Annotated in this window: 17 protein-coding genes and 1 pseudogene; 6 read left to right on the plus strand and 12 right to left on the minus strand. The window is 50.8% G+C overall.

Annotated features, from left to right (window positions below; all coding sequences use genetic code 11):
* Window positions 1-306 precede the first annotated feature (306 nt).
* Window positions 307-1,131: a tetratricopeptide repeat protein gene (locus TJ79_RS08995; protein WP_040949971.1), complete on the minus strand. Its 825-nt coding sequence runs from the start codon at window positions 1,129-1,131 to the stop codon at window positions 307-309.
* A gap of 153 nt (window positions 1,132-1,284) precedes the next feature.
* Window positions 1,285-3,960, minus strand: a complete 2,676-nt coding sequence (locus TJ79_RS09000; protein ID WP_238322906.1) for an alpha-L-rhamnosidase — start codon at window positions 3,958-3,960, stop codon at window positions 1,285-1,287.
* Window positions 3,961-4,107: 147 nt separating this feature from the next.
* On the opposite strand from TJ79_RS09000, the gene TJ79_RS09005 reads away from it, so the two are divergent.
* On the plus strand, window positions 4,108-4,989 hold the full coding sequence (locus TJ79_RS09005; protein ID WP_040949973.1) for an AraC family transcriptional regulator: 882 nt from the start codon (window positions 4,108-4,110) through the stop codon (window positions 4,987-4,989).
* Here TJ79_RS09005 and TJ79_RS28055 read toward each other — a convergent pair.
* The 7 genes and pseudogenes from TJ79_RS28055 to TJ79_RS09035 all read right to left on the minus strand — a co-directional run.
* Window positions 4,990-5,097, minus strand: a pseudogene (locus TJ79_RS28055) (LysR family transcriptional regulator); the annotation flags it as partial.
* 28 nt (window positions 5,098-5,125) lie between these two features.
* Window positions 5,126-5,887: an ABC transporter permease gene (locus TJ79_RS09010; RefSeq protein WP_040949974.1), complete on the minus strand. Its 762-nt coding sequence runs from the start codon at window positions 5,885-5,887 to the stop codon at window positions 5,126-5,128.
* The gene (locus TJ79_RS09015; protein WP_040949975.1) at window positions 5,887-6,870 is read right to left on the minus strand and encodes a daunorubicin resistance protein DrrA family ABC transporter ATP-binding protein; all 984 of its coding nucleotides are present in this window, start codon (window positions 6,868-6,870) and stop codon (window positions 5,887-5,889) included. The genes TJ79_RS09010 and TJ79_RS09015 overlap by 1 nt, the downstream gene beginning before the upstream one ends.
* A gap of 170 nt (window positions 6,871-7,040) precedes the next feature.
* Window positions 7,041-8,738, minus strand: a complete 1,698-nt coding sequence (locus TJ79_RS09020) for an MFS transporter (protein WP_052339422.1) — start codon at window positions 8,736-8,738, stop codon at window positions 7,041-7,043.
* Window positions 8,719-9,264 (minus strand): PadR family transcriptional regulator, encoded by a 546-nt coding sequence (locus TJ79_RS09025; protein WP_040949976.1) that lies wholly within the window; start codon window positions 9,262-9,264, stop codon window positions 8,719-8,721. The genes TJ79_RS09020 and TJ79_RS09025 overlap by 20 nt, the downstream gene beginning before the upstream one ends.
* A gap of 140 nt (window positions 9,265-9,404) precedes the next feature.
* A complete protein-coding gene (locus tag TJ79_RS09030; protein WP_040949977.1) occupies window positions 9,405-10,052 on the minus strand; it encodes a DUF2306 domain-containing protein in 648 nt (215 codons plus the stop codon).
* Between the two features lie 49 nt (window positions 10,053-10,101).
* Window positions 10,102-10,983 carry an AraC family transcriptional regulator gene (locus TJ79_RS09035; RefSeq protein ID WP_238322909.1) on the minus strand — a complete coding sequence of 294 codons (882 nt, stop codon included), beginning with the start codon at window positions 10,981-10,983 and terminating at the stop codon, window positions 10,102-10,104.
* A 99-nt stretch (window positions 10,984-11,082) separates the two neighbouring features.
* Here TJ79_RS09035 and TJ79_RS09040 point away from each other — a divergent pair, with 99 nt between their 5' ends.
* The 5 genes from TJ79_RS09040 (at window position 11,083) to TJ79_RS09060 (ending at window position 15,832) form a co-directional block, all read left to right on the plus strand.
* On the plus strand, window positions 11,083-11,931 hold the full coding sequence (locus tag TJ79_RS09040) for a sugar phosphate isomerase/epimerase family protein (RefSeq protein ID WP_040949978.1): 849 nt from the start codon (window positions 11,083-11,085) through the stop codon (window positions 11,929-11,931).
* 52 nt (window positions 11,932-11,983) lie between these two features.
* Entirely contained in the window at window positions 11,984-13,147 is a 1,164-nt protein-coding gene (locus TJ79_RS09045) for a Gfo/Idh/MocA family protein (RefSeq protein WP_040949979.1), read from the plus strand.
* A gap of 15 nt (window positions 13,148-13,162) precedes the next feature.
* On the plus strand, window positions 13,163-13,924 hold the full coding sequence (locus tag TJ79_RS09050; RefSeq protein WP_040949980.1) for a sugar phosphate isomerase/epimerase family protein: 762 nt from the start codon (window positions 13,163-13,165) through the stop codon (window positions 13,922-13,924).
* 1 nt (window position 13,925) lies between these two features.
* The gene (locus TJ79_RS09055; RefSeq protein ID WP_040949981.1) at window positions 13,926-14,945 is read left to right on the plus strand and encodes a Gfo/Idh/MocA family protein; all 1,020 of its coding nucleotides are present in this window, start codon (window positions 13,926-13,928) and stop codon (window positions 14,943-14,945) included.
* A 302-nt stretch (window positions 14,946-15,247) separates the two neighbouring features.
* Window positions 15,248-15,832: a GNAT family N-acetyltransferase gene (locus tag TJ79_RS09060; RefSeq protein WP_052339423.1), complete on the plus strand. Its 585-nt coding sequence runs from the start codon at window positions 15,248-15,250 to the stop codon at window positions 15,830-15,832.
* Window positions 15,833-15,896: 64 nt separating this feature from the next.
* Here TJ79_RS09060 and TJ79_RS09065 read toward each other — a convergent pair whose 3' ends face one another.
* From TJ79_RS09065 to TJ79_RS09075, 3 genes are all read right to left on the minus strand, one after another.
* Window positions 15,897-17,165, minus strand: coding sequence for an MDR family MFS transporter (locus TJ79_RS09065; RefSeq protein WP_040949982.1), 1,269 nt, complete (start codon window positions 17,163-17,165; stop codon window positions 15,897-15,899).
* 232 nt (window positions 17,166-17,397) lie between these two features.
* Window positions 17,398-18,690 carry an ABC transporter substrate-binding protein gene (locus TJ79_RS09070; RefSeq protein ID WP_040949983.1) on the minus strand — a complete coding sequence of 431 codons (1,293 nt, stop codon included), beginning with the start codon at window positions 18,688-18,690 and terminating at the stop codon, window positions 17,398-17,400.
* Window positions 18,687-20,597 (minus strand): cache domain-containing sensor histidine kinase, encoded by a 1,911-nt coding sequence (locus TJ79_RS09075; protein ID WP_040949984.1) that lies wholly within the window; start codon window positions 20,595-20,597, stop codon window positions 18,687-18,689. Before TJ79_RS09075 ends, TJ79_RS09070 begins: the two co-directional genes overlap by 4 nt.
* Window positions 20,598-20,600 lie beyond the last annotated feature (3 nt).

A 20,600-nucleotide genomic window follows, 5' to 3' on the forward strand; every position in this document is an offset into this window, starting at 1 on the left:
ACAAGCTGTAATTTTTTCCAGCCGATCGATTTCTTAATGAAATTTAATTGCTCTCATCATTAAGTTTTTTAAAGGGAAAACTAATATACCACGTTGCCCATTATGAATCAACAACAATTTTTTCCACTCAAATTATTCGTAAGTTGATTATTATTCAAATGCTCAAACTATGGCAAAAGGATTGTTACTTAATCCAGCTCATCATGTTTCCTGTTCAACCGCTGCTCTCAGAGATGATAGAAAAAGCACTGCAGAATCTCAAAATGGAGATCGCAGTGCTTATCTTGCTTGCTATGATGTTCATCCTTAGGAATTGTCTCGATCTGCTCCAAGCTCCTTCGCCAGGCGTTCAATATCCTCCCGCTTCACAGAAGGAATAAACGGCAGCTCTTTCTCCAGAGCTATAGCGATCTGCTCGCGAGCCTCATCCCGCTTTCCAAGCTGCTGCAGCGTCAGTGCGTAATAATAATACGATTCGGCGTATCGGGGCGATTTGGCTATCACCTTAACATAGATCTCTTCCGCTTCTTCTAGACGTCCCAACAAATAGTAATTTTGCGCCAGATTGTCCAGGATGGTCAGATCGTTATCGTTATATTCATACGCTTCAAGATTCAACGCCAGCGCTTCGTCCAACTGTCCATCCAATATTTTAAAATACCCGAGATTCCCGTAAAGCAACGTATTCTTGACTTCCTTAAGGGCTTCCTCCAGCAAGGAAAGCGCCTCTGTGTGTTTGTTCTGTAGCCAATAAACGGAGGCCAGGTTGATCCGCGCTTGCAGTTTGGCATCCGGGGCGATTTGAGCGTTCAGCAATTTTTCGAGCACTTGCTCGGCTTGGTCTAACTTGCTGGCTCTCAGCAGCAGGTAACCGTAATTGAGTTGATGGTTGGGGCGATTGGGATTGATTTTATACGCCTTCTCCATCAACGCTAACGATTTGGCGATATCGCCGGCCATATAAGCCCGGTTTCCTTGCTGAATGTACAAAACGGAACGGTTTACGAAAAGCGAAATACCTACGATTAACGCAAGCAAAATGAAGCCCAGCCACCAATGAGTCATAAATGCGGCCACTATCGCGACTACCATCACGACCATCATCACAAACATTTTTACTTTTCCCGACATGTCACGATTCTCCTGTAATGGTTTTTTGAGAAAAAGACTCTAAACCATTATACCACCCCTCATGTCCATCCCCAATTCGCCTTTTAATTTTTGACCTCACCGATTCAGACAAAAAAGATGGCACCGAAAGGAATACGGCGCCATCCTTTCTTTTTATAAAGTCTTTATTCGGAAGACATACTCTCCGGATCCTGCGCGAAAACGCAGTCCTTCCGGTGTCTCCGCTACGTCCGCGATACCTTCGGAATGCTCAAGCTCCCGGCCGGATTCCGTTACTCCGCCTCTTTTGACTCCCGTCAAAAGTACGTCGGCTGCGGCATTCGCCGGGATCGTCGCCTCGTACACGATATCGCCGTCCGCCGAACGGGACCAGGCGGAGCGAATCAAGCCATACGACGACTCGTGGGTCGCTACCGCAAACTGCAGCGAGCCGCCGGGCAAAGGCTGCAGCTTGATCCGCCGATAACCGGGAGCCGCTTCATCCGTATCGATGCCGGCCACCGATCCGAACAGCCAGTCGCCGATGGCTCCATAGGCGTAGTGATTGTAGGAGTTCATATCGTCACTCCAAAAGCTTCCGTCCGGCTTGATGCCATCCCAATGCTCCCAGATCGTCGTCGCTCCCCGAGTGACCGGATAAAGCCATGATGGATATTCCCGGCGCTCCAAAAGCTTATAGGCTAAATCGGCATGACCGAAACGAGTCAGCACGTGGCACAGGTAAGGAGTACCCACGAAGCCTGTTGTGAGCTGAAAGCCGCTTTCCTCCACCAAGAGGGCGAGACGGTCCGCCGCCTGCCGGCGGTCCTCCTCTTTCAGCAGGTCGAACATCAAGGCGACTGCATAAGCCGTTTGAGTCGGAGATGCGATTCGGCCGCTCGGCGTAACGAATTCATCCCGGAATGCCTGGACGATGCTGTCCCTCAGTCTCGAATATGAAGCCGCATCCTCCGCGTATCCGAGAACCTGTGCCGATTTAGCCACTAAACCCGCCGAATGCGCATAAAAAGCAGTAGCAATCAAGTCCCGCGACGTGGCTCCGACATAGCTGTTCTCCTTCGCGTCAAGCCCCAGCCAATCTCCGAAGTGGAAGCCCGTATTCCACAGGAATTCGTTCTCGCCTTGGCTGCGGACATACTCCACCCATTTTCTCATGCTGGGATACTGCTCCCGTAAAACCCGCTCGTCTCCGTACCGTTGGTAAACCACCCAAGGGACGATCACCGCGGCATCTCCCCATGCTGCCGAATTGTAACCGGCCACCGGCACATCGGGAACGACATGAGGCACGCCCCCATCTAGTTGCTGATCCGCCGCCAAGTCCCTTAGCCATTTTATGAAAAAGGGAGCGACGTTGCGGTTGTACGTCGAAGCCCGGACGAAGGCTTGGGCATCCCCCGTCCAACCCAAGCGTTCGTCCCGCTGCGGACAATCCGTGGGAACATCGACGAAATTCCCCATTTGGCCCCAGACGATATTTTCCGCCAGCTTGTTGATCAGCGGATCGGAGGAATGGAAGCTGCCGGCTGCCTGCAGATCACTGGTCAGAACGCAGCCTTCAAATCGCCCGGGAATTTCCGCGACAGATAAGCCTTCGATTTTTACATAGCGGAAGCCTTGGAAGGAGAACAAAGGATGGAAATTCTCTATGCCACCTCCCATGCATACATAAGTGACGGTCTGCTGCGCCGAACGGAGATTGCCCGTGTAAAAATTGCCGTCCTTGTCCAAGACCTCGGCATGCTTGAGCGTGATCGCCGTTCCGGCTTCCGCTACCGCAGTGAAATGGACCCATCCTACCATGTTTTGCCCCATGTCGAGCAGCGTCTCCCCCCGGGGCGTCGTCACAACGGATACGGGGACGAGTTTTTTCACGACCCGCACCGGTTCATTTTCCTGAGCGACTAGGCCTGTCTTCGGAAAGTCATACAAAACCGCTGCCCGCCAATCCGCGTCATCAAAGTCGGGCGACGCCCAACCGGATCGCTCCAACCGGGCATCGTAAAACTCTCCATCGTAAAGCTCGGATATCCGCAGCGCGCCGTCGTTTCCCTTCCATGAGCTGTCCGACCCGATAATATCTTCCGTACCGTCCGTATACCGGATATGAAGCTGGACAAGAGCCGCCCTTGTATCCCCGTAGATCCGCCCAGGAACCCAGGACAGTTTACTTTTATACCAGCCGTTGCCTAGTATAACGCCGACAGCGTTCCCTCCTTCGCGCAGCAGCGAAGTGACGTCATATGTTTGGTACTGAATGCGTTTCGTATAACTGGTCCAACCGGGGCTGAGATGGGTATCGTCCGCGGGATAACCGTTTACGTAAAGCTTGTACGCACCGAGGGAGGTGGCATACACCCGTGCGGAAGCAACGGAGCCGCGCAGTTGGAAGCTTTTTCGCAAATAGGCTGCCGGTTCGTTGCCATGCTCATCCTCGGGCAGAGGGAGGGATATCCACTCCGCCCCCTTCCACTCCTCCTCGGAATAGAATGCCGTTTCGAAAAAAGCCGGTGCGCTCCATGACGACTCTCCGCCGTCGCTCCCCCAAACCTTTACCCGGTAAAAATATCTTGTCCGCGGTTCTAGCGGCCTGCCTGCATAGGGAACAAGCACCGATTGACCGCTGTTCGATTTATCCGTATCCCAAACCAGCGCGTCCGTAAAATCACGATTTTCAGCCACCTGAAGGCGAAAAACAGCTTGCTCAAATCCTCTTCCTTCCGCCTTGATCTTCCAACTGAATCTCGGGGTTTTATCATCGATACCGAGCGGCTCGATTTTGTGATTGCATGTAAGATCGAATACTTCTATATGTGCCATCTGCTCCATTCCCCTTTTCGCGAAAATGAACGTGCCCAAGACCGGCCGGAAAGCCGACTCCTTGCAGTTTATCGCGAATAGAGAACGGCTAATACTGCTGAAAGCGACAGATAATCATGCTAAAATGGACATATCCAACCGTTCGGAGGGTAAAGGATGAAGCCGCCGTACTATGTTTTGAAGGGAAGTGATCTGTTCCGGAAGGGCTTGTGCATCTATGTGAACCGAATCGAGGAAAAGTTCGAAACCGGCCTGCACCAGCACGATTTCTGCGAATTGAACTACATCGCTGAAGGCAGCGGGTTTCAATATTTGGGGGATCGGGTGCTGCCGGCGGCGCGGGGAGATTTTTTTGCATTGCCAATAGGAAGTTCTCACGTCTTTCGGCCCTATTCCTCAGACAAAAATCGCCGGCTGGTCGTCTATAATGTCGTGTTCACCCCGTCGCTTTTGGAGGAAATCGCGGCAGCCGTGCCCGACCTGGATTTGGGCGGTTTCTGGGAAAGGCTATCCCGCGGACCGCTGGAGACGGGACGTCTGCGGGATTCTCAGCTCGTTCTGGAGCCTTTATTTGAACGTATCTATGAAGAGCATGCTTCTTTAAGACCCGGGTCGTCGGCCATGCTCACGGCGCTTTTGACACAAATCCTGATCGAATGGATGCGGCAGCTGCGAGCCGGACAAACGTCAGCTGCTCCAACCCAGGGACTGGAATTAATCGGGGAAGCGGCGGATTACATCCGAAAACGGGCCTCCGAGCCTTTGACCTTGCGCGAAACGGCTGAGCATTTCCGCGTCAGCGAACGGCATTTCCAGCGGCTGTTCAAAGAGCGCACCGGCCAAACCTTCCACGATTTCGTCCAGCGTCAGCGCATCATGACGGCGTGCGAGCTGCTCCGCACCACCTCCCATAAGCTGGACGCCATCGCGGCGATGGCGGGGTACCGCGACCTGCAATCTTTTTGCCGCGTCTTCAAGCGCATCGAGGGAAAGACTCCGGGACAGTACCGGAAGGCAATGATACGTCCCGTGAATTGATTCATCCCCCTCATATTCGTACTTGGGTAAAAATCCGGCAGACCGGCATAAGATGTCAACGTAATCGCGAGCCCCATAGCCTTTCTTAACACCGACAAACGATTTGTCTATTCCCCCCTGTTCTCCGTTTTCCACCTCAAGCCACCGCTTTTCGGTACACCCGGGTCGACCACCACAGCACGATAACCATCAAGGCCGCCATGACGCCAAAAGCTTCGTAGACTTTTCCGTCTAAAATCGTGCCGCCTCCCAAAACTCGTGAAGCCTCCACCACATAATAGAGCGGGTTGAAGTGTGCGACGATGCGCAGCCACTCGGGACCGAGAGACAAGGGAAGCAGCACGCCGGCAAGCAAGGTGATGGGAAGCTGCAAACCGGTCACTACCGCTGCGAGACTGCCGATATTTTTTAAAATGAGACCAAGACTGCCTGAGGTTGCCGAAACCACCGCCGTCAGCAGCGAATGAAGCAGAAGCATGGCGACAAGCCCACCTCCATGCAAGTCGAACCCGAATAGGGAAGCCGTGAAAATGACCAGAATGGCAGGTAGCAACAACATGACGGTGTCGCGCAGTACCGTACCCATCAACAGCGAGAATCGGCTGGCCGGACTGACCCTTAGCCGTTCGATGACGCCGCTTTGCAGTTCCCAAATCACCGTCCAGCCTGAGCCGGTGCCGGCGCCGAAGGCCATCAAAGCCAGGATGCCGGGAACGAAGGTGTCTATAACGTTGCCAGAACCTCCCAAAACCGGCGAGTTCAAGCCCTTGAGCAGCGGACTGAACAACAGCAAATACAAGATTGGCGTCATCATTCCCGAGATGATCCAGACCGGCTGCCGCAGTGTTTCAAGCATCTTCCTTTTAAACAACAGCCCGATTTCCAGCATCATGTTCATTAGGATCCCTCCTTGCCTGTATCGCGTAGTGATCGGCCGGTTTGCTTAAGGAAAACATCATCCAGGGATGGCTGCGACAGCGCCACCGTTTCCGCCTGCACTTGAGCGGCTTCCAATTCGGTGAACAGCTTCGGCAGCGTTTTTGCCCCGTCCGATACATAAAGATAGAGAGTGTCTCCCTCCACCCTTGCTTCGAGAACGGCTTCCTGAGCCGAAAATTGCCTCTTTACCCGCTCTAAATCGCCGGCATGCTTCAGCTTCATCGCCACGACGTCACCGGATATTTGCCGTTTCAGCGCGGCCGGTGTTCCCTCCGCCACAATGACGCCTTTATCCATAATGCACAGTCGGTCCGCCAGTTCATCCGCCTCGTCCAGGTAATGGGTGGTCAAAAATACCGTCATCCCGCCGTTTTTCAGCTTACGGATATGCTCCCACAGGTTGGCGCGGTTTTGCGGATCAAGACCGGTGGTCGGCTCATCCAAAAACAGCACCTCCGGCCTATGCAAAATGCCCAAAGCAATCTCCAGACGCCTGCGCTGCCCGCCGGAGTAGGTTTTTGCCATTCGACCGATAAGCTCACCCAGTTCGAACAACTCCACCAGTTTTCTCGCTTCCGACTCCGTCTCCCGTTTCGTCATCCCGTACAACCTGCCGGACAATAGGAGATTTTCCCAACCGGTGGCTTCCATATCCGCCCCACCCATTTGCCCCACATAGCCGATGCGCCGCCGCACTTCCTTCGGCTGCCTGCGTACGTCAAAACTGGCGACATGCGCTTCACCCGAATCAATGGGTAAGAGCGTGGTCAGCATGCGTAAACAGGTGGTTTTCCCTGCCCCGTTCGGTCCCAGGAAACCAAAGATTTCACCCCTTTCCACGCTCAGATTGACTCCTCGCACAGCCTCAACGGTCTTGCTTTCACCTTTGGCGGACTGGCGGAAGCTCTTCCTCAGATCATCGATCTCAATGGCTTTTTGCATTTCGAGATCCTCCCCGTCTTCAAACTCAATACTCTGTTATGCACAGTATATTATAACAAACTACTTAATAATGCAATGTATATTTTGCACAAAAAAAGAGTACTCTCCCGAGCACTCTCCCTCACTCTATCCAATTGTCTCTATTAAGTAAATTTGCTGACGAAGCCGTGTCATGCTAGCGAGCCAGACGAACTTCTCCGTGGGGGTTTGCTCGCGTTGGTTCTCCCTGTCCTCCGGTTTTCATTGGGATAAGCCAAAGCCACTGCGCTGCTCGCCACGATAAAAAACAGTGCGATCCCATATAGGCTGGAGAAGCTGTGCGTCATTTTCTTTTTCGAGTAAATCTGTATGTCGGAAGCATAGTCTGCAAGCGCCGATACTGCACCGCCGCTTGTCGCCACTTCCTGTTTTTCGGCAGCCTTCACGCCTGCTGACTCCTTTTCCATATTCGCTTTCGTCTTAGCCAAGACGGTTTCCTTTTGCTGATCCGGAAGATTCAGCGTTGCAACCTCTTTGTTGGCGTAGCTCATGATCTGCGTTTTGGCATTCTCGATATTTCCGGTGAGAGCAGAAACGAATATCGCCACAGCTAAAACGATGCCGACTTGCCGCAGCACGCCAATCACGCTTTGAGATGCCGTGAGCAGTTCGCCGGTAAAATTCGATGCGGATAGTGCCGTAATCGGACCGACAATGATGCCGTAACCGAATCCGAGAATGAGACAAGCCGCGATCAATTGGCCATACCCATGGCCTGCTTCCAGATGAAAAAACAAATAATAGGCGACCCCCATTGCCATAAAGCCCGCGAAAATAACAGCCTTCGCTCCGAACCGACTGACGAAAAAGCCGGCGATAGGCGAGAAAAAGAAGATCATCGCGGATACAGGCGTAATCAGCAGTGCGGCGCGAAGCTCCGACTCCCCGTTCAGTCTGGTCAGAAAAGTCGGCAAAAGCACCGTGACTCCCACCAAGAACAGATTGCTCAAAATAACCGTTAGGGAGGAAGCGTTAAACTGGCGATCCTTGAACAAACTCAGAGGGATCATAGGGGATTTCGATCTCTTTTCCACCCCGATAAAAATAAAAAACGAGAGGAGACTGACCATAAAGGAGACAATGATTCTCCAGTCGCTCCAGCCCCATGTTTTGACCTGGGTAAGAGCGAATGTCAGGCTGAACATAAAGAGAACGCACCATAACGCTCCATGGTAGTCGATTTTCGCCCGCAGCCTCTCTTCGAATTTCGTATTCAGGCAATAGAGCGCCGCCAGGATCGCAGCCAGTCCCAGAGGAACATTGATCATGAAAACCCATCTCCAGCCCAAAAATTCCGTCAGTACGCCGCCAATGGTCGGGCCTAATGCGGCTGAAAGGCCTTGCGAGATGCCCAGCATGCCGATGACCGTGCTTCTTTTCTCCAGTGTGGCTGTAGAAATGCCGATGACCATACTGGTGGGAAAAACCACCGCTGCTCCGAGACTTTGCACCGCCCGCCCGACGATCAGCATCGCAACATCGTTCGCCAAGGCACAAATCAGCGATCCCCCGCAAAAGACGACAAAGCCGAGAATGTAGATTTTGTTCTTACCGTAAATCTCCGCAATTCTTCCCAAGGGTATGGTCATAACTGCGAAGGTGATGGTGTAGATGTTTAACGCCCAGGACAAACTCTTCAGCGTTACCCCCATATGAACTTGAATGGCAGGCAGCGCGATATTCATGATGGTTGTGTCGAGCATACAGAGAAAAATGCCCATGCACATCACGAGCCGGATCAGCAAAAGTCTCGTTCCACTCGCCTCTCCGTGGCCCGTCGACATTATCGGAGCTGCCACTTCAACCGCTTCATTCGCTATTTTCCTCATTTGCCATTTGCTCCTTTTGCCGCTTAAGATCAGCCAGCTTGTTTTCCATCACACGGATATGAGCTTCGTACTGGGCTACCCCAATGTCGTAAGACAGCATTTGCGTCGGAGTCATCTGATCTTTCCATGTAATTTGCAAAAGCTGCTCAAGAGATTGCTTCTTCCGCTCTAACTCCTCCGCGATCCACCCCTCCACAACGGACTCCTCCACGAATTCACCGAAAAACAGCCGCATCAGAAAATCCGATTGAACGACCTCTGGCTGCACAGGCGATTCCAAATAATCGTCAAACAGCTTTCGCCCTTCATCGGATATGGAAAAAACATTCCGGTTCGGCTTCCCTTCCTGAACGATGACTTCTTTCTGAATCACCTTATCTTGCTCCAGCTTTTTGAGCGTCGGGTAGATCATGCCGTAGGTTCCGTTGAAAAAGTGGGAAAATACCGATTTGAAATAGTCGTTGATCTCATACCCCGTTCGACTTTTCTGTTGAAGCAAGCCCAAAATGACATCTTTCCCTTTCAAAGCGCGCGCCCTCTTTCCAGTTTTTTCTTCATCGCGATGGACCCATTATATTCCATCATATTCACAATGTAAATATGATTATTGTGAATATTATTTTTGTGCATACAAAAAAATCCCATTCACTTATGAACGAGACTTTCTTATTCCGATATAGGATGGTTGGCGAAGCCCAAGCGAATCGCAATTTCCGCTGCGATAAAATTCAATGCGATGGCCCCATACACCCCAACCGTATAGCTTGTTTCGTACGCCACCGAAAACCCTTCATTCAGTACGTAGGTGATGCCGTGAATGAACAGGTTCGTAAAGCAAAATACATAGCTGCGGATCATCCATTTGCGGTGCCCTTCCACCCGTTTCCGTTTGATCTGCACGATGGCGGCAACGGTTGCGGCCAGCCAAAATGTATTCATGCAATTGAAGGCGATGGTATTGATCCTTCCACCAGTAGAGTACGTCGCCATATAACCGGAGGTTAGATCTACGACCAAAACCGACAGGACATACAGGTAGCCGTTTACCCGGTGAAATTTCCACCACTTTTGTAAAACCGTCCCGGAAAAGTTCAGCGCTCCCGACAGCGTAGCCAAACATGCGGCTATGACGTGAACATGCATCATCGTCAACCAAACGGGAACATGCAGGGACCTCCCCAACTCGGTTTTATGGCTTAAAAATTCCGCCGCTCCGGGATGAGCGAACAGATTGGTGTAAACGATGGCAAGGACGTAGACCGCCGCTGCCGCCCCCAACAGTATAAAGATATATTTTCGCAATGAATTGCCCATTCTTCGCTTTCGCCCCTCAATCTTTCTCTGGTTAATCTCCACTTCTGTTTTACTTCACCTGCCCGCTTCTCGGCGATTTCCCCGTCAGCTTGCGGTAAGACTTAAAAAAATTCGAATAGCTGTTGAAGCCCGCCATGAAGCAAGCCTGAGTCGGCGAATAGCCTTCCATCATCCGTTCGTCGGCCAGACGAATTCTTTTATACGTAATATATTGATTGACGGAAAATCCCGTCGTTTCCTTGAACGTTCTGCATAGATGATACTTGGTGAGATAAAAACGTTCCGACAGCGAATCCAGCGTCAGCGGCTGCTCCAGGTGGGTGTTGATATATTCCAGCATTGTTCCGATTTTGCGGTTTGCTTTGACAGGAGTTTTGGGGAGTGCCGTCTCGGCAATCTGATTGATGGTCGCCAAAATCTGCACAATGACGCACTTGGCAACAATCTCATTTTCGGCGGATTCCCGTTCTAACAAATTTTGCAGATTTTCGAAAAGAATCAATAAGCCGGATTCGGTGACGGTTTCGGCTTTGATTTTATTATCTTGTCCCAGCTTGCGGTATTTGATGGTGCGAAAAAAATCGACCCCGCCCGCCATAAACGGGGGCAGAAAGTTCTCGTTAATGGTCAAAACCATACGTTCATAAGGACTTTCCGGTGAAATATTGAGAACGTGAAGCTCTTTCGAGTTCATCATTAAAATCGAATAAGGTTCCAACTCATAGCGGCTGCCTTCCACGGTATAGCTGCCGGTTCCGCTGACGAACATGTAAATTTCATAGCCTTTTTCATAATGCAGTTTGAAATTTTCCTGGTCGGGACGCTCGTCCCTAACATGATGAAAAAAGAACGATCCGTCCGTCGAAGCATAGTGGACGCGAGTTCCATTAATCGATTCCAAAAAGCTCACCTCGCCCGAATTATACAGCAAGATTTGCACACTATCAAACAATAAAAGCGATGATAGAAAGATGAGCCGGTGCTACATTTAAGGAGGTTGCTTAAGATTTCAAAAATGGGAGGACAGATCATGTCCAAGTTTATTTTGACCGGATTTGCAGATGAGATCGATACCGATTTCAACACCCAATTAAGGGGCCTGCAATCACTTGGAATCCAACATATTGAAATACGCGGCGTCAATGGAACGAACATCTCCCAGTTGACGAAAGAGGAAGTGCGAGACGTTCAGAAGCAGTTGAACAGCTATGGCATAACCGCTTCGTCCATCGGCTCGCCCATCGGTAAAATCGGCATTGGCGACGATTTTGCACCGCATTTGGAGATGACCAAAAGGATTGTGGAAACCGCTCATACGCTGAACAGCCCCTTCATTCGCATCTTCAGCTTTTATACGCCGGAAGGGAATGATCCCCTACTGTACCGGGATGATGTGTTGGACCGGATGGGACGGATATTGGATACAGCCAAGGGCAGTGGAATCACCATGCTGCATGAGAATGAAAAAGGCATTTACGGCGATACCGCTGAGCGCTGTCTCGATTTAATGGAAGCGTTTAAAGGAAGGGACTTCGCCGCGGCTTTCGATCCGGCCAATTTCGTGCAGTCCGATGAAGAGGTGTATCCGAAAGCGTTCCAACTGCTTAAGCCGTACATCAAGTACATGCACATCAAAGACTCACTTCCGGATCACACTGTCGTGCCTGCGGGAATGGGCGTTGGCCATGTGAGAGAGGTACTGTCGACGCTTAAAGCCGACGGTTACGAAGGATTTTTGTCCCTAGAACCCCATTTAGGCTCCTTTGTCGGTCTGGCGGCGCTAGAGAATACGGCCCTTGCCGAAAGCTTGGAAAAAGGCGGCCTGTCCACCTTCAAGCTGGCGCATGATTCGCTGATGGATATTTTAAGCCAAATCTGATCAAGATGATTGACTCAATAGACTTCAACTTAATTCAGGAGGAAAACGTTGTATGAAGGAAGTTAAGCTTGGCATCATCGGACTGGGCAACATGGGCTCAGGCCACTGTATGAGTATTCACATTCAGCACAAGGTTCCTGGGATGATCCTCGCCGCCGTGTGCGACATCAGCGCGGAACGCCGGGAGTGGGCGGAACAGGAGCTGCCGGGTGTCCCCTTTTTTGCAAACGCTGAGGATATGTACAAAAGTGGATTAATCGACGCCGTCTTGATTGCCGTGCCTCATTATGATCATCCGGCATTGGCCATCTCCGGTTTTGAACACGGTCTCCACGTTCTGGTGGAAAAGCCCGCCGGCGTCTATACGAAACAAGTGCTGGAAATGAACGCTGCTGCGGCGAAGTCCGATAAAGTCTTCGGTATCATGTACAACCAGCGGACCAATCCGGTCTTCCAAAAGGTCAGGGATTTGGTCCAGTCTGGGGAATTGGGCGAAATGAAGCGGGTCGTCTGGATCATCACCGATTGGTACCGGCCCCAAGCCTACCACGATTCCGGCTCCTGGCGCTCCACCTGGAGCGGCGAAGGCGGCGGCACGCTGATCAACCAAAACCCTCACAACCTCGATTTGATCCAATGGATGCTGGGGATGCCCAAACGGGTGCGCTCCTTCGTCAGCTTCGGCAAATATTACAATATCGAAGTGGAAGACGACGTGACGGCCTATTTCGAATATGAAAACGGCGCCAGCGGCCTTTACATCACCTCCACGGGGGAAGCCCCGGGAACGAACCGGCTGGAAGTGTCCGGGGATATGGGCAAAATTGTCGTGGAAAATAACATTATCACCTTCCACCGCAACCGCGTATCCGAACGGGAGCATAACCGCGTCAACACCGCGCCTTTCGCCAAGCCGGAAAGTTGGGTTTGCGAGATTCCGGCGTCTACCGACGGCGGCGAGCAGCATGTGGGCATCCTGAAAAACTTCGCCAAAGCCATTTTGAACGGCGAGAAGCTGCTGGCCCCCGGAGAAGAAGGCATAAACGGCCTGCTGATCTCCAACGCCATCCACTACTCGACTTGGGTTGACGGTTGGGCCGATCTGGAAAACTTCAACCACGAGCATTTTTACGAGCTGCTGCAGGAAAAAATCAACACCTCCACCGAGAAGAAAAACGTGAACCGGCAAGTAGCGGATTTAAAAGGAACCTATTAAAAGGAGGAAGCCCCCATGGCGAAAATAACAGGCGCTCAACTCTATACCGTACGCAATTATGCGAAAACGCCGGATGAACTTCGGGAAACGCTGAACAAAATCAAGGAAATGGGATATACAACGATCCAAGTCTCCGCACTCTGGCATCTGCCGGTAGCGGATCTGGTGGAGATCACCCGCTCCCTCGGACTGAAGGTCGTCATCACCCACACCCCGTACGAACGCTTTCTCGACGATCTCGACGGCGTGATCAAGGATCATCATGCCCTTGGCTGCGGCCTCGCCGGACTTGGCGGCCTGCCTTCGGAATTCCGCAGCGCGGAGGGGTACTCGATCTTTGCCCGGAAATTTTCGGCCATCGCCGACGAGCTTCAGAAAAACGGGCTGAAATTCAGTTATCACAACCATCATTTCGAATTCCAAAAGCATGGCGGTAAGCTGGGTATGGATACGCTCATTGAAGAAACCAACCCAGAAAGCTTCCTGTTCACCCTCGATACCTACTGGGTACAGGTTGCGGGCGGTGACCCGGCGGCATGGATCCGCAAGCTCAAAGGCCGGATCGAAGCCATCCACTTCAAGGATCTGGCCATCATCGACGAGAAGCAAATCATGGCGGAAGTGATGGAAGGCAATCTCAATTGGCCGGAGATCATTGCCGCCAGCGAGGAAGCCGGGGTCAAATGGTATTTGGTCGAGCGGGATGACGGTCCCACGGATGCCTTCGACAGCCTGCGCATCAGCTACAATAACCTGAAAAAGATTGGCTTCCAATAAGATGACAAAACGAAAAGCCGTTGTCATCGGCTGCGGAGCCATCGGACCGATTCATGCTGCAGCCATCGTGAGAAGCGCCGATGCAGAACTATACGGTGTTTGCGATATCGTAGAGGCGCGAGCCGCCACCCTAGCTGAGCAGTACCAGTGCCGGACATTCACCGCCTACGAAGACGTTTTGGCCGATCCGGCCATAGACAGCGTGCACATCTGCACGCCCCATTACCTGCACGCCGAAATGGCAATCCACGCGGCCCGCGCCGGCAAACACATCGTTTTGGAAAAACCCATCGCCTTAAATCTGGTGGAAGCCCGGACGATTAAGGCTGTCGTGAAGGAAACCGGCGTAGCTTGCTGCACCGTTTTGCAGAACCGGTTGAATCCGTCTGTGGAAAAGGCCAAAGAATGGATTGCCGCCGGGAAACTCGGCAACATGCTTGGCATCAAAGGCTTCCTTACCTGGAGACGCACCGCGGAATATTACCATTCTGAAGCTTGGCGCGGCAAATGGGCCACCGAAGGCGGCGGGCTGCTCATCAACCAGGCGCTGCATATGCTGGATTTGATGTCCTACCTTGGCGGAGAAATTACTGCCACAAAAGGCAACATCGATACCCGGGTGCTGCAGGACTGCATCGAAGTTGAAGACACCGCGGACGCCACCCTGTATTACAAGGACGGCAAGACCGGACTCTTTTTCGCTACCAACGGCCACTCCCAGGACAGTCCTTTTTTCATCGAAATGCATATGGAAAAAGGAATCATACGCTACATGGACAATCAGTTGACCGTCAGAACGGATAGCGGATCAGATCTGCTTGCTACCGATGAAAAGACCGTCCTGGGCAAAGCCTACTGGGGCAGCGGCCACGCCTTACAGATCGGCAGCTTTTACCGGAGTCTCGCCGAAGGCGGTTGCAATTACCCGGGATTAGAGGATGCGGCCGCATCCCTCGGCTTGCTCCTCGCTATCTACAAATCGTCCAAGACCCGCAAGAAAGAGCAAGTGGAAACATTATAAGGACATAGTGACCGAAACGCAAAAAAGATCGAGAATGGGAGCAGCAAACCCACTCTCGATCTTTATCTTATGGTAATCATTATCGCCAAAAGTTGACGGTTTTCACCGAACTCGCATTTCTTTGCTACAGACTGGTCAAAAACCGTTTAAAAATCCGACAGCCTTCACTTTATCGCCTATTTCAAAGTAACTGAACACGATGCAGTCGGTCTCCGACGTCACCATTTCGACAATGGACAAAACAGAAACATATGTTCTATTATTGAGAAGGATAGTCACTTTGGTAACAAGGAGCGTCTCCAATGAAGATGACAAGCAGTCCTTTTCAAATCTGCCCTTTTTATGAAGGCGAAACTCTTTCTTTCTCATTGGTGAAAGAAGAAGATGCGGAAGAGTTATTCGAATGCTACTCAGATCCCGTTACAAAAAGCCATATGAACAACGATAATTGTGGCGGCGTTTGGGATACCCCTAGCATTGACGTTGTCAGGCAAGCAATAAGAGCATGGATAAAAGAATTCGAAGTCGGATTTTTTATTCGTTGGAGCGTTACCTATAAGCCGCTTAATCAAATCATCGGCACCATCGAAATCGCTCCCATCCCGAATACGACGCGGTTTTTAGATGGCTTCTGCCGAATGGGTATCCTGAGGATCGACCTTCTGTCCTCGTTCGAGAAAGCTTCAATCTTTTGCGATATCGTAAACGTAACCGCGGATCACTTTTTTCATGATTTTGATATCGACCATATCATTACCAAATCTCCAGAAGATCAATATCAAAAAACGGAAGCGTTGATTAGTTGCGGTTATGAGAAATGGCGGACCACCGGCTTCTTTCCTTTTGCCGACTATTATATAAAAAATAAAATAAGCCCACTTGAATAGACCACAATACAAAAATCCACCTAATTAGTTTCAGGTGGATTTATTATTTGCTAGGATGAAACCGTTACTCCGCCGTTTCCTTCCGCTTATCCAGTACCGGCAAAATCCGCATCAGGAGCAATACGCCCAACGCCCCGCAGGCGAAGATTCCAATGGCCATCGTCAAAGAGGAGAGCCAACCGCCAAGGATAAGAGCGAAGCTGCTTAAAATCATTGCTCCCCGGAAGGAAAAGGTGTTGACCGCCATATACGAGCTGCGGGCGTCCGATCTGGCGATGATGCCGAGGTAGGCCTGCTTAACGGGAACGTACATGACTTCCCCGCAGGTGGCGACAAACATGCTTATCAGAAGCACTCCAAGCTGGTTGGAATAAGCCAAAACGCCGTAGCCTGTAATATATAGGGCAAAACCGGTGAACATCACCCGTTTGTCATTAAAACGAGCAAGCAGCTTGGTGACGATAAACGTGAGCAGAACGACCATGATGGTATTTTCCGTTCGGAGCAAGCCTACCGCCTGAACGCCGCTGAACTTCTGTGGAAAACCAAGCCAGCTGAACATAGATTGCATGGGCATTTCATCTGCCAAACGGACGCTGATATAGCTGCCCATGTGGAATTCAACGGACATAATCAGCAAGCTGGCAACGACGAACCAGACGAAAGGATGATCCCTCAACACCTCACGGTAATTGCGCAACAGCCGCAACACCGTATTGTTCTTTTCTCCTTCAACGGCAGCGGCAATTTCAGCCGATCCTTTATAGGCATCCCGAATAAAGAATACCGTCACCAAGGTGGACAATAGCCCGGCAGCGGCAAGGGCGAGCAACAGCTCGAATAGATATTTTTCAAATAAAAATGCTCCTACCATCCCGCCGATGGCAATGGACAGATTGTTCAGCCAATACTGAATGCTGTAAATATATTTACGTTCATCCGGCGTGGAAACGTCTAGTAGCATGGCATCCGATGCAGGGCCGAAAAAGCCCCAGCAGATGCTGATCCCTACCATCGCCACATAGGTAATCCACGGTGATACGAACCAGGATGAATTGACGGCTGCCGATACAAGGTACAATACGACCATTGCCGCTTCCGAAGCGACCATATAACGTTTGCGCCCTTTCCGGTCGGAAAAATACCCGCCGAAAAAGCCTGCCACGAATCCTACCGCGACGTCGAACGCAAGCAGAACGCCGGTGATCCCGTCTCCCAGCTGTCTGGCATAATAGATCGCCATAAGAGGGACGATCATGGAACTGATAATATTGGTGACGAACGTGACTGCCATCCGTATTTTGATATTGGGATGAAAATCGCGAAAACCCATGAGTATCCCCTCTCCTCTCCATGCTCTCTCTCTATTTTTGTGTTCTCTCTAACGAACATGGCTATTACCGTATTCTACCTTCCCAGTCTGGTGCCGTAAACCGATTGTTTGATTAAGTGCAAACTTTCCACGGGCAAAAGAAACACTCGATAGTAATGGCTGTCGAGTGCATGTTTGAGGCTATATTCAATCCTTGTTCTACGCTTCCACTTGCTAACTGAAGGATCGCAGATTAGCGAAGTTCGGATTGCCGCGCTTCCTTCCATTTTTGATTAAGCAGCTGAAATCCCTCTTCGAGACTCGACCCCGCCAGCAGATCCTGAATATAATCGCCTGTCCATAACCCGATTTGCGCTTTGGTGGCGATATCGAGAAATCGGTCGTTAGGCGGAGTACTTTCCACCAAGACTGGATGGAAGGAGAGAAACTCCTGCAATTGGGGTAAGGACGATTCTTTCGTCGTATCGACGGGCATAAACCCAGACGTATCCACAAAACCGGACTCGCGTACGAAAAAGTTAATCCACGCCTTAGCCAGAGGCTTATTGGAGCTAAATTTGCTTACGCCAATGAACCAATCGGGGGTAATGGGGGCGTTGCGTTTTTCCATATTGTTGTCATATGGGAACGGGAAAAAACCGATGTCGTTGGAATTTGCACCGGCATCAACGATCTGGTTCACAACCCAGTTGCCGAGAAAATACATAGCCGCCCGTCCCTGGGCAAGCTCCACCTTGGAATTTTCCCATTTGTTAGCCAACAGGTCCGGCTCCACATACCCGCGGTTGATCAACGTTTTGGCAATGGTGAGGCCTTTTCCCCAATCGTTGTCCATCTGCCATGGCTCATCCTGATCGGCCATTTCATTGAGCTTTTCCGGATCTCCGGACATATAGCTGACCAACGTTTCGCCCCATTCCTTCATCGGCCATTGCGCTCCATAATTCATATAGACCGGTACAATATGATGCTCCTTCAACTTCCGGCAGGCATCATAAAACGCATCCAGCGTTGTCGGGATCTCGGTGATGCCCGCCGCGGCGAAAGCCTTCTTGCTGTACACGATTCCTTCCGTCGATGCGCCCGTTGCGACACCGTATCGTTTTCCCTCATACGCTTTGAAATCGGAGAATCGCAGGTTTTCGAACATCGACGAATCGAGGGGCTCGTAATAATTGCCCAAATCTTTATTGGCAATATTGTTAGGAATAAGCAGGACATCGCCGAAGGACATGGTGGACAACCGGATCATGATGTCGCTGGCATAATTGCTTAACCCTTCAAACTCTACTTTCGCTCCGGGGTATTTGGCAGTAAATTCACGAGCATATTTGGCCATAACGCCGTTTTCCACAAGATCAATGCGGTTGGTGAGCACCGTAATCTTGCCCGTCAAAGCTTGACTTTCCTCCCCTTTGACAATGCCGGAGTTAGGACTCTCCTTTGCTCGGTTATCGCCATTACAGCCCGTAAGCAATATCGTCAGGCAGATTAACGCCGCGCCGCTCCACCATTTCCCGTTCATTCGAACCCTTCCTTTCCGTAACTTCCCCCATTAAGAACCGGCAGGCCGCCCGAATCCGCCGCAGGAAGCGGCAAACAAATTTCTACTGTCGTTCCTGTTCCAAAAATGCTCGTTACCATTAATCCATATGTTTCTCCGTAATGCAATTTGATGCGCTCGTTGACGTTTTTCAAGCCAACGCCGCCTTTTCCTGGAGCCGGCTCTCGAATGCCCGCCAGCGTTTCATGCAGCTGTTGCAGCTTGATTTTATCGATGCCAATGCCATCATCTTTAATCGAAATCATGATCCCGTTGCCGACATATTCACAACTTATGGCGATATGCATCACCGGCTTCTCGTCGTCCATGCCGTGATAAATGGCATTTTCCACGATAGGCTGGAGCAGCAGCTTCACAACCGGGTAATGATGCAGCTCGGGAGGAATCTCCATGCTGAGTTGAAATCGATTGGGGTATCGATAGTTGAGAATGCGCACGTACTGCCGAACATGCTTCAGCTCCCGTTCCAAAGTTACCTGCTCATTGACGTTGCTGATGCTGTACCGCAGCAGGATGCCCAATTGATAGGTCATGTCCGCTACATCGGTGTCATCGTTAAGCTCCGCCGCCATGCGGATGGACTCCAGTGTGTTATACATAAAATGTGGATTGATCTGACTCTGCTGGGCGTGAAGCTCCGCCTCCCGCCTGCGGGTTTCGCTCCGATATATGTCATGGATCAGTTGATCGATTCGGCCGATCATTCGGTTGAACTGGTTGCCTAATAACCCGACTTCGTCCCTGTGACGCACCGGAAATTGTACCGAAAAATCGCCCTCCTGAACGCTTTTCATCAGACGGATCATTTTCCTCAGGGGCTTGGTCAAAGCGAAAGAAAAGATGATGGAAATAATCAGAGCCAAAGCAACCGTTACAAAGGTAGCAACAAGAGTTACATTGCGGATGACGACGGTATCCCGGGTTAGCCGTTCAACGGGAATAGACAAAATGACTTTCCATTTCGTATTGGGCGACGTGATATACGTAAAGAGGTGGGACTTTCCGTCCACATTCTCGTAAAAGCTGCCGTTGCGGCCCACAGCCTTTTTCACCATCGGCATATCGCTGATGTTTACCGCCAGCATGTCCAAATCTTGATCGTAAATCACATTTCCCGCTTCGTCGATAATAATGGCGTTTCCGCCGGTTATGTTATCCAGATCGAGGATCTGATCCTCGATGACGCTGATGTTGGCGTCAACGGCAATCATGCCGATGGGCTGCAGGGATTTATCCATAATTTTGCGAACGACGGTAAACGCGTACTTTGTGCTGTTCAAATTATTTTTGTATTTTTGCGTGCTGAACAACAAGGCCTCACCGCTGGATGCGTCAACTTTCTCTTTCCATACTTGATAGCTCTCTTGAATATCCTGGCGGATACCGCCTTGAGCCGAATAGTAACCGTTTCCATATTGGTCGAAAATATAAACGGAGTTCGCCCCCCGCTTGATATTATTGATAAATGACATGTTCCGCTCAATGCCTCGCTGAATGGAAAGCTGCAAATCGAAATCCATCGGAGCGGTGGAAACGTTGCTGCTGCCGGTCAATTCGGCTCGCTGCTCGTGATATTTGTTGGAGCGCATCAAATTTTGCTTGATGTCATCCTGATAGGCGGGAATAGAAGAGATGCGGATCATATCATCGATATAATCATCGACTCTTGCGATCATGCTGTCTAACATGTTTGTGGAATAGACGATTGTCTTTTCCTGAATCGAACGAGAATAGTTGGTATAGGAAAAATAGCTGATAAAGGTAAGCGGCAGGGTGACCAGCAAAAGAAAAACAAGCAGCAGCTTGTGTTCCATCCGCATATCTTTCAGAGCCGACAACCTCCGCCGCAAGATTATGTTGATCTTCATTTA

It is taken from the genome of Gorillibacterium massiliense (assembly GCF_000455485.1).
Taxonomy (GTDB): domain Bacteria; phylum Bacillota; class Bacilli; order Paenibacillales; family NBRC-103111; genus Gorillibacterium; species Gorillibacterium massiliense.

What these genes read in the sequence shown, in the direction of transcription:
- TJ79_RS09050 (WP_040949980.1), top strand. Translation starts at nt 13,163, where the DNA reads ATGGCGAAAATAACAGGCGCTCAACTCTATACCGTACGCAATTATGCG.
- TJ79_RS09010 (WP_040949974.1), bottom strand. Translation starts at nt 5,887, where the DNA reads ATGAACATGATGCTGGAAATCGGGCTGTTGTTTAAAAGGAAGATGCTT.
- TJ79_RS08995 (WP_040949971.1), bottom strand. Translation starts at nt 1,131, where the DNA reads ATGTCGGGAAAAGTAAAAATGTTTGTGATGATGGTCGTGATGGTAGTC.
- TJ79_RS09020 (WP_052339422.1), bottom strand. Translation starts at nt 8,738, where the DNA reads ATGAGGAAAATAGCGAATGAAGCGGTTGAAGTGGCAGCTCCGATAATG.
- TJ79_RS09040 (WP_040949978.1), top strand. Translation starts at nt 11,083, where the DNA reads ATGTCCAAGTTTATTTTGACCGGATTTGCAGATGAGATCGATACCGAT.
- TJ79_RS09060 (WP_052339423.1), top strand. Translation starts at nt 15,248, where the DNA reads ATGAAGATGACAAGCAGTCCTTTTCAAATCTGCCCTTTTTATGAAGGC.
- TJ79_RS09000 (WP_238322906.1), bottom strand. Translation starts at nt 3,960, where the DNA reads ATGGAGCAGATGGCACATATAGAAGTATTCGATCTTACATGCAATCAC.
- TJ79_RS09030 (WP_040949977.1), bottom strand. Translation starts at nt 10,052, where the DNA reads ATGGGCAATTCATTGCGAAAATATATCTTTATACTGTTGGGGGCGGCA.
- TJ79_RS09070 (WP_040949983.1), bottom strand. Translation starts at nt 18,690, where the DNA reads ATGAACGGGAAATGGTGGAGCGGCGCGGCGTTAATCTGCCTGACGATA.
- TJ79_RS09075 (WP_040949984.1), bottom strand. Translation starts at nt 20,597, where the DNA reads ATGAAGATCAACATAATCTTGCGGCGGAGGTTGTCGGCTCTGAAAGAT.
- TJ79_RS09015 (WP_040949975.1), bottom strand. Translation starts at nt 6,870, where the DNA reads ATGCAAAAAGCCATTGAGATCGATGATCTGAGGAAGAGCTTCCGCCAG.
- TJ79_RS09045 (WP_040949979.1), top strand. Translation starts at nt 11,984, where the DNA reads ATGAAGGAAGTTAAGCTTGGCATCATCGGACTGGGCAACATGGGCTCA.
- TJ79_RS09005 (WP_040949973.1), top strand. Translation starts at nt 4,108, where the DNA reads ATGAAGCCGCCGTACTATGTTTTGAAGGGAAGTGATCTGTTCCGGAAG.
- TJ79_RS09055 (WP_040949981.1), top strand. Translation starts at nt 13,926, where the DNA reads ATGACAAAACGAAAAGCCGTTGTCATCGGCTGCGGAGCCATCGGACCG.
- TJ79_RS09065 (WP_040949982.1), bottom strand. Translation starts at nt 17,165, where the DNA reads ATGGGTTTTCGCGATTTTCATCCCAATATCAAAATACGGATGGCAGTC.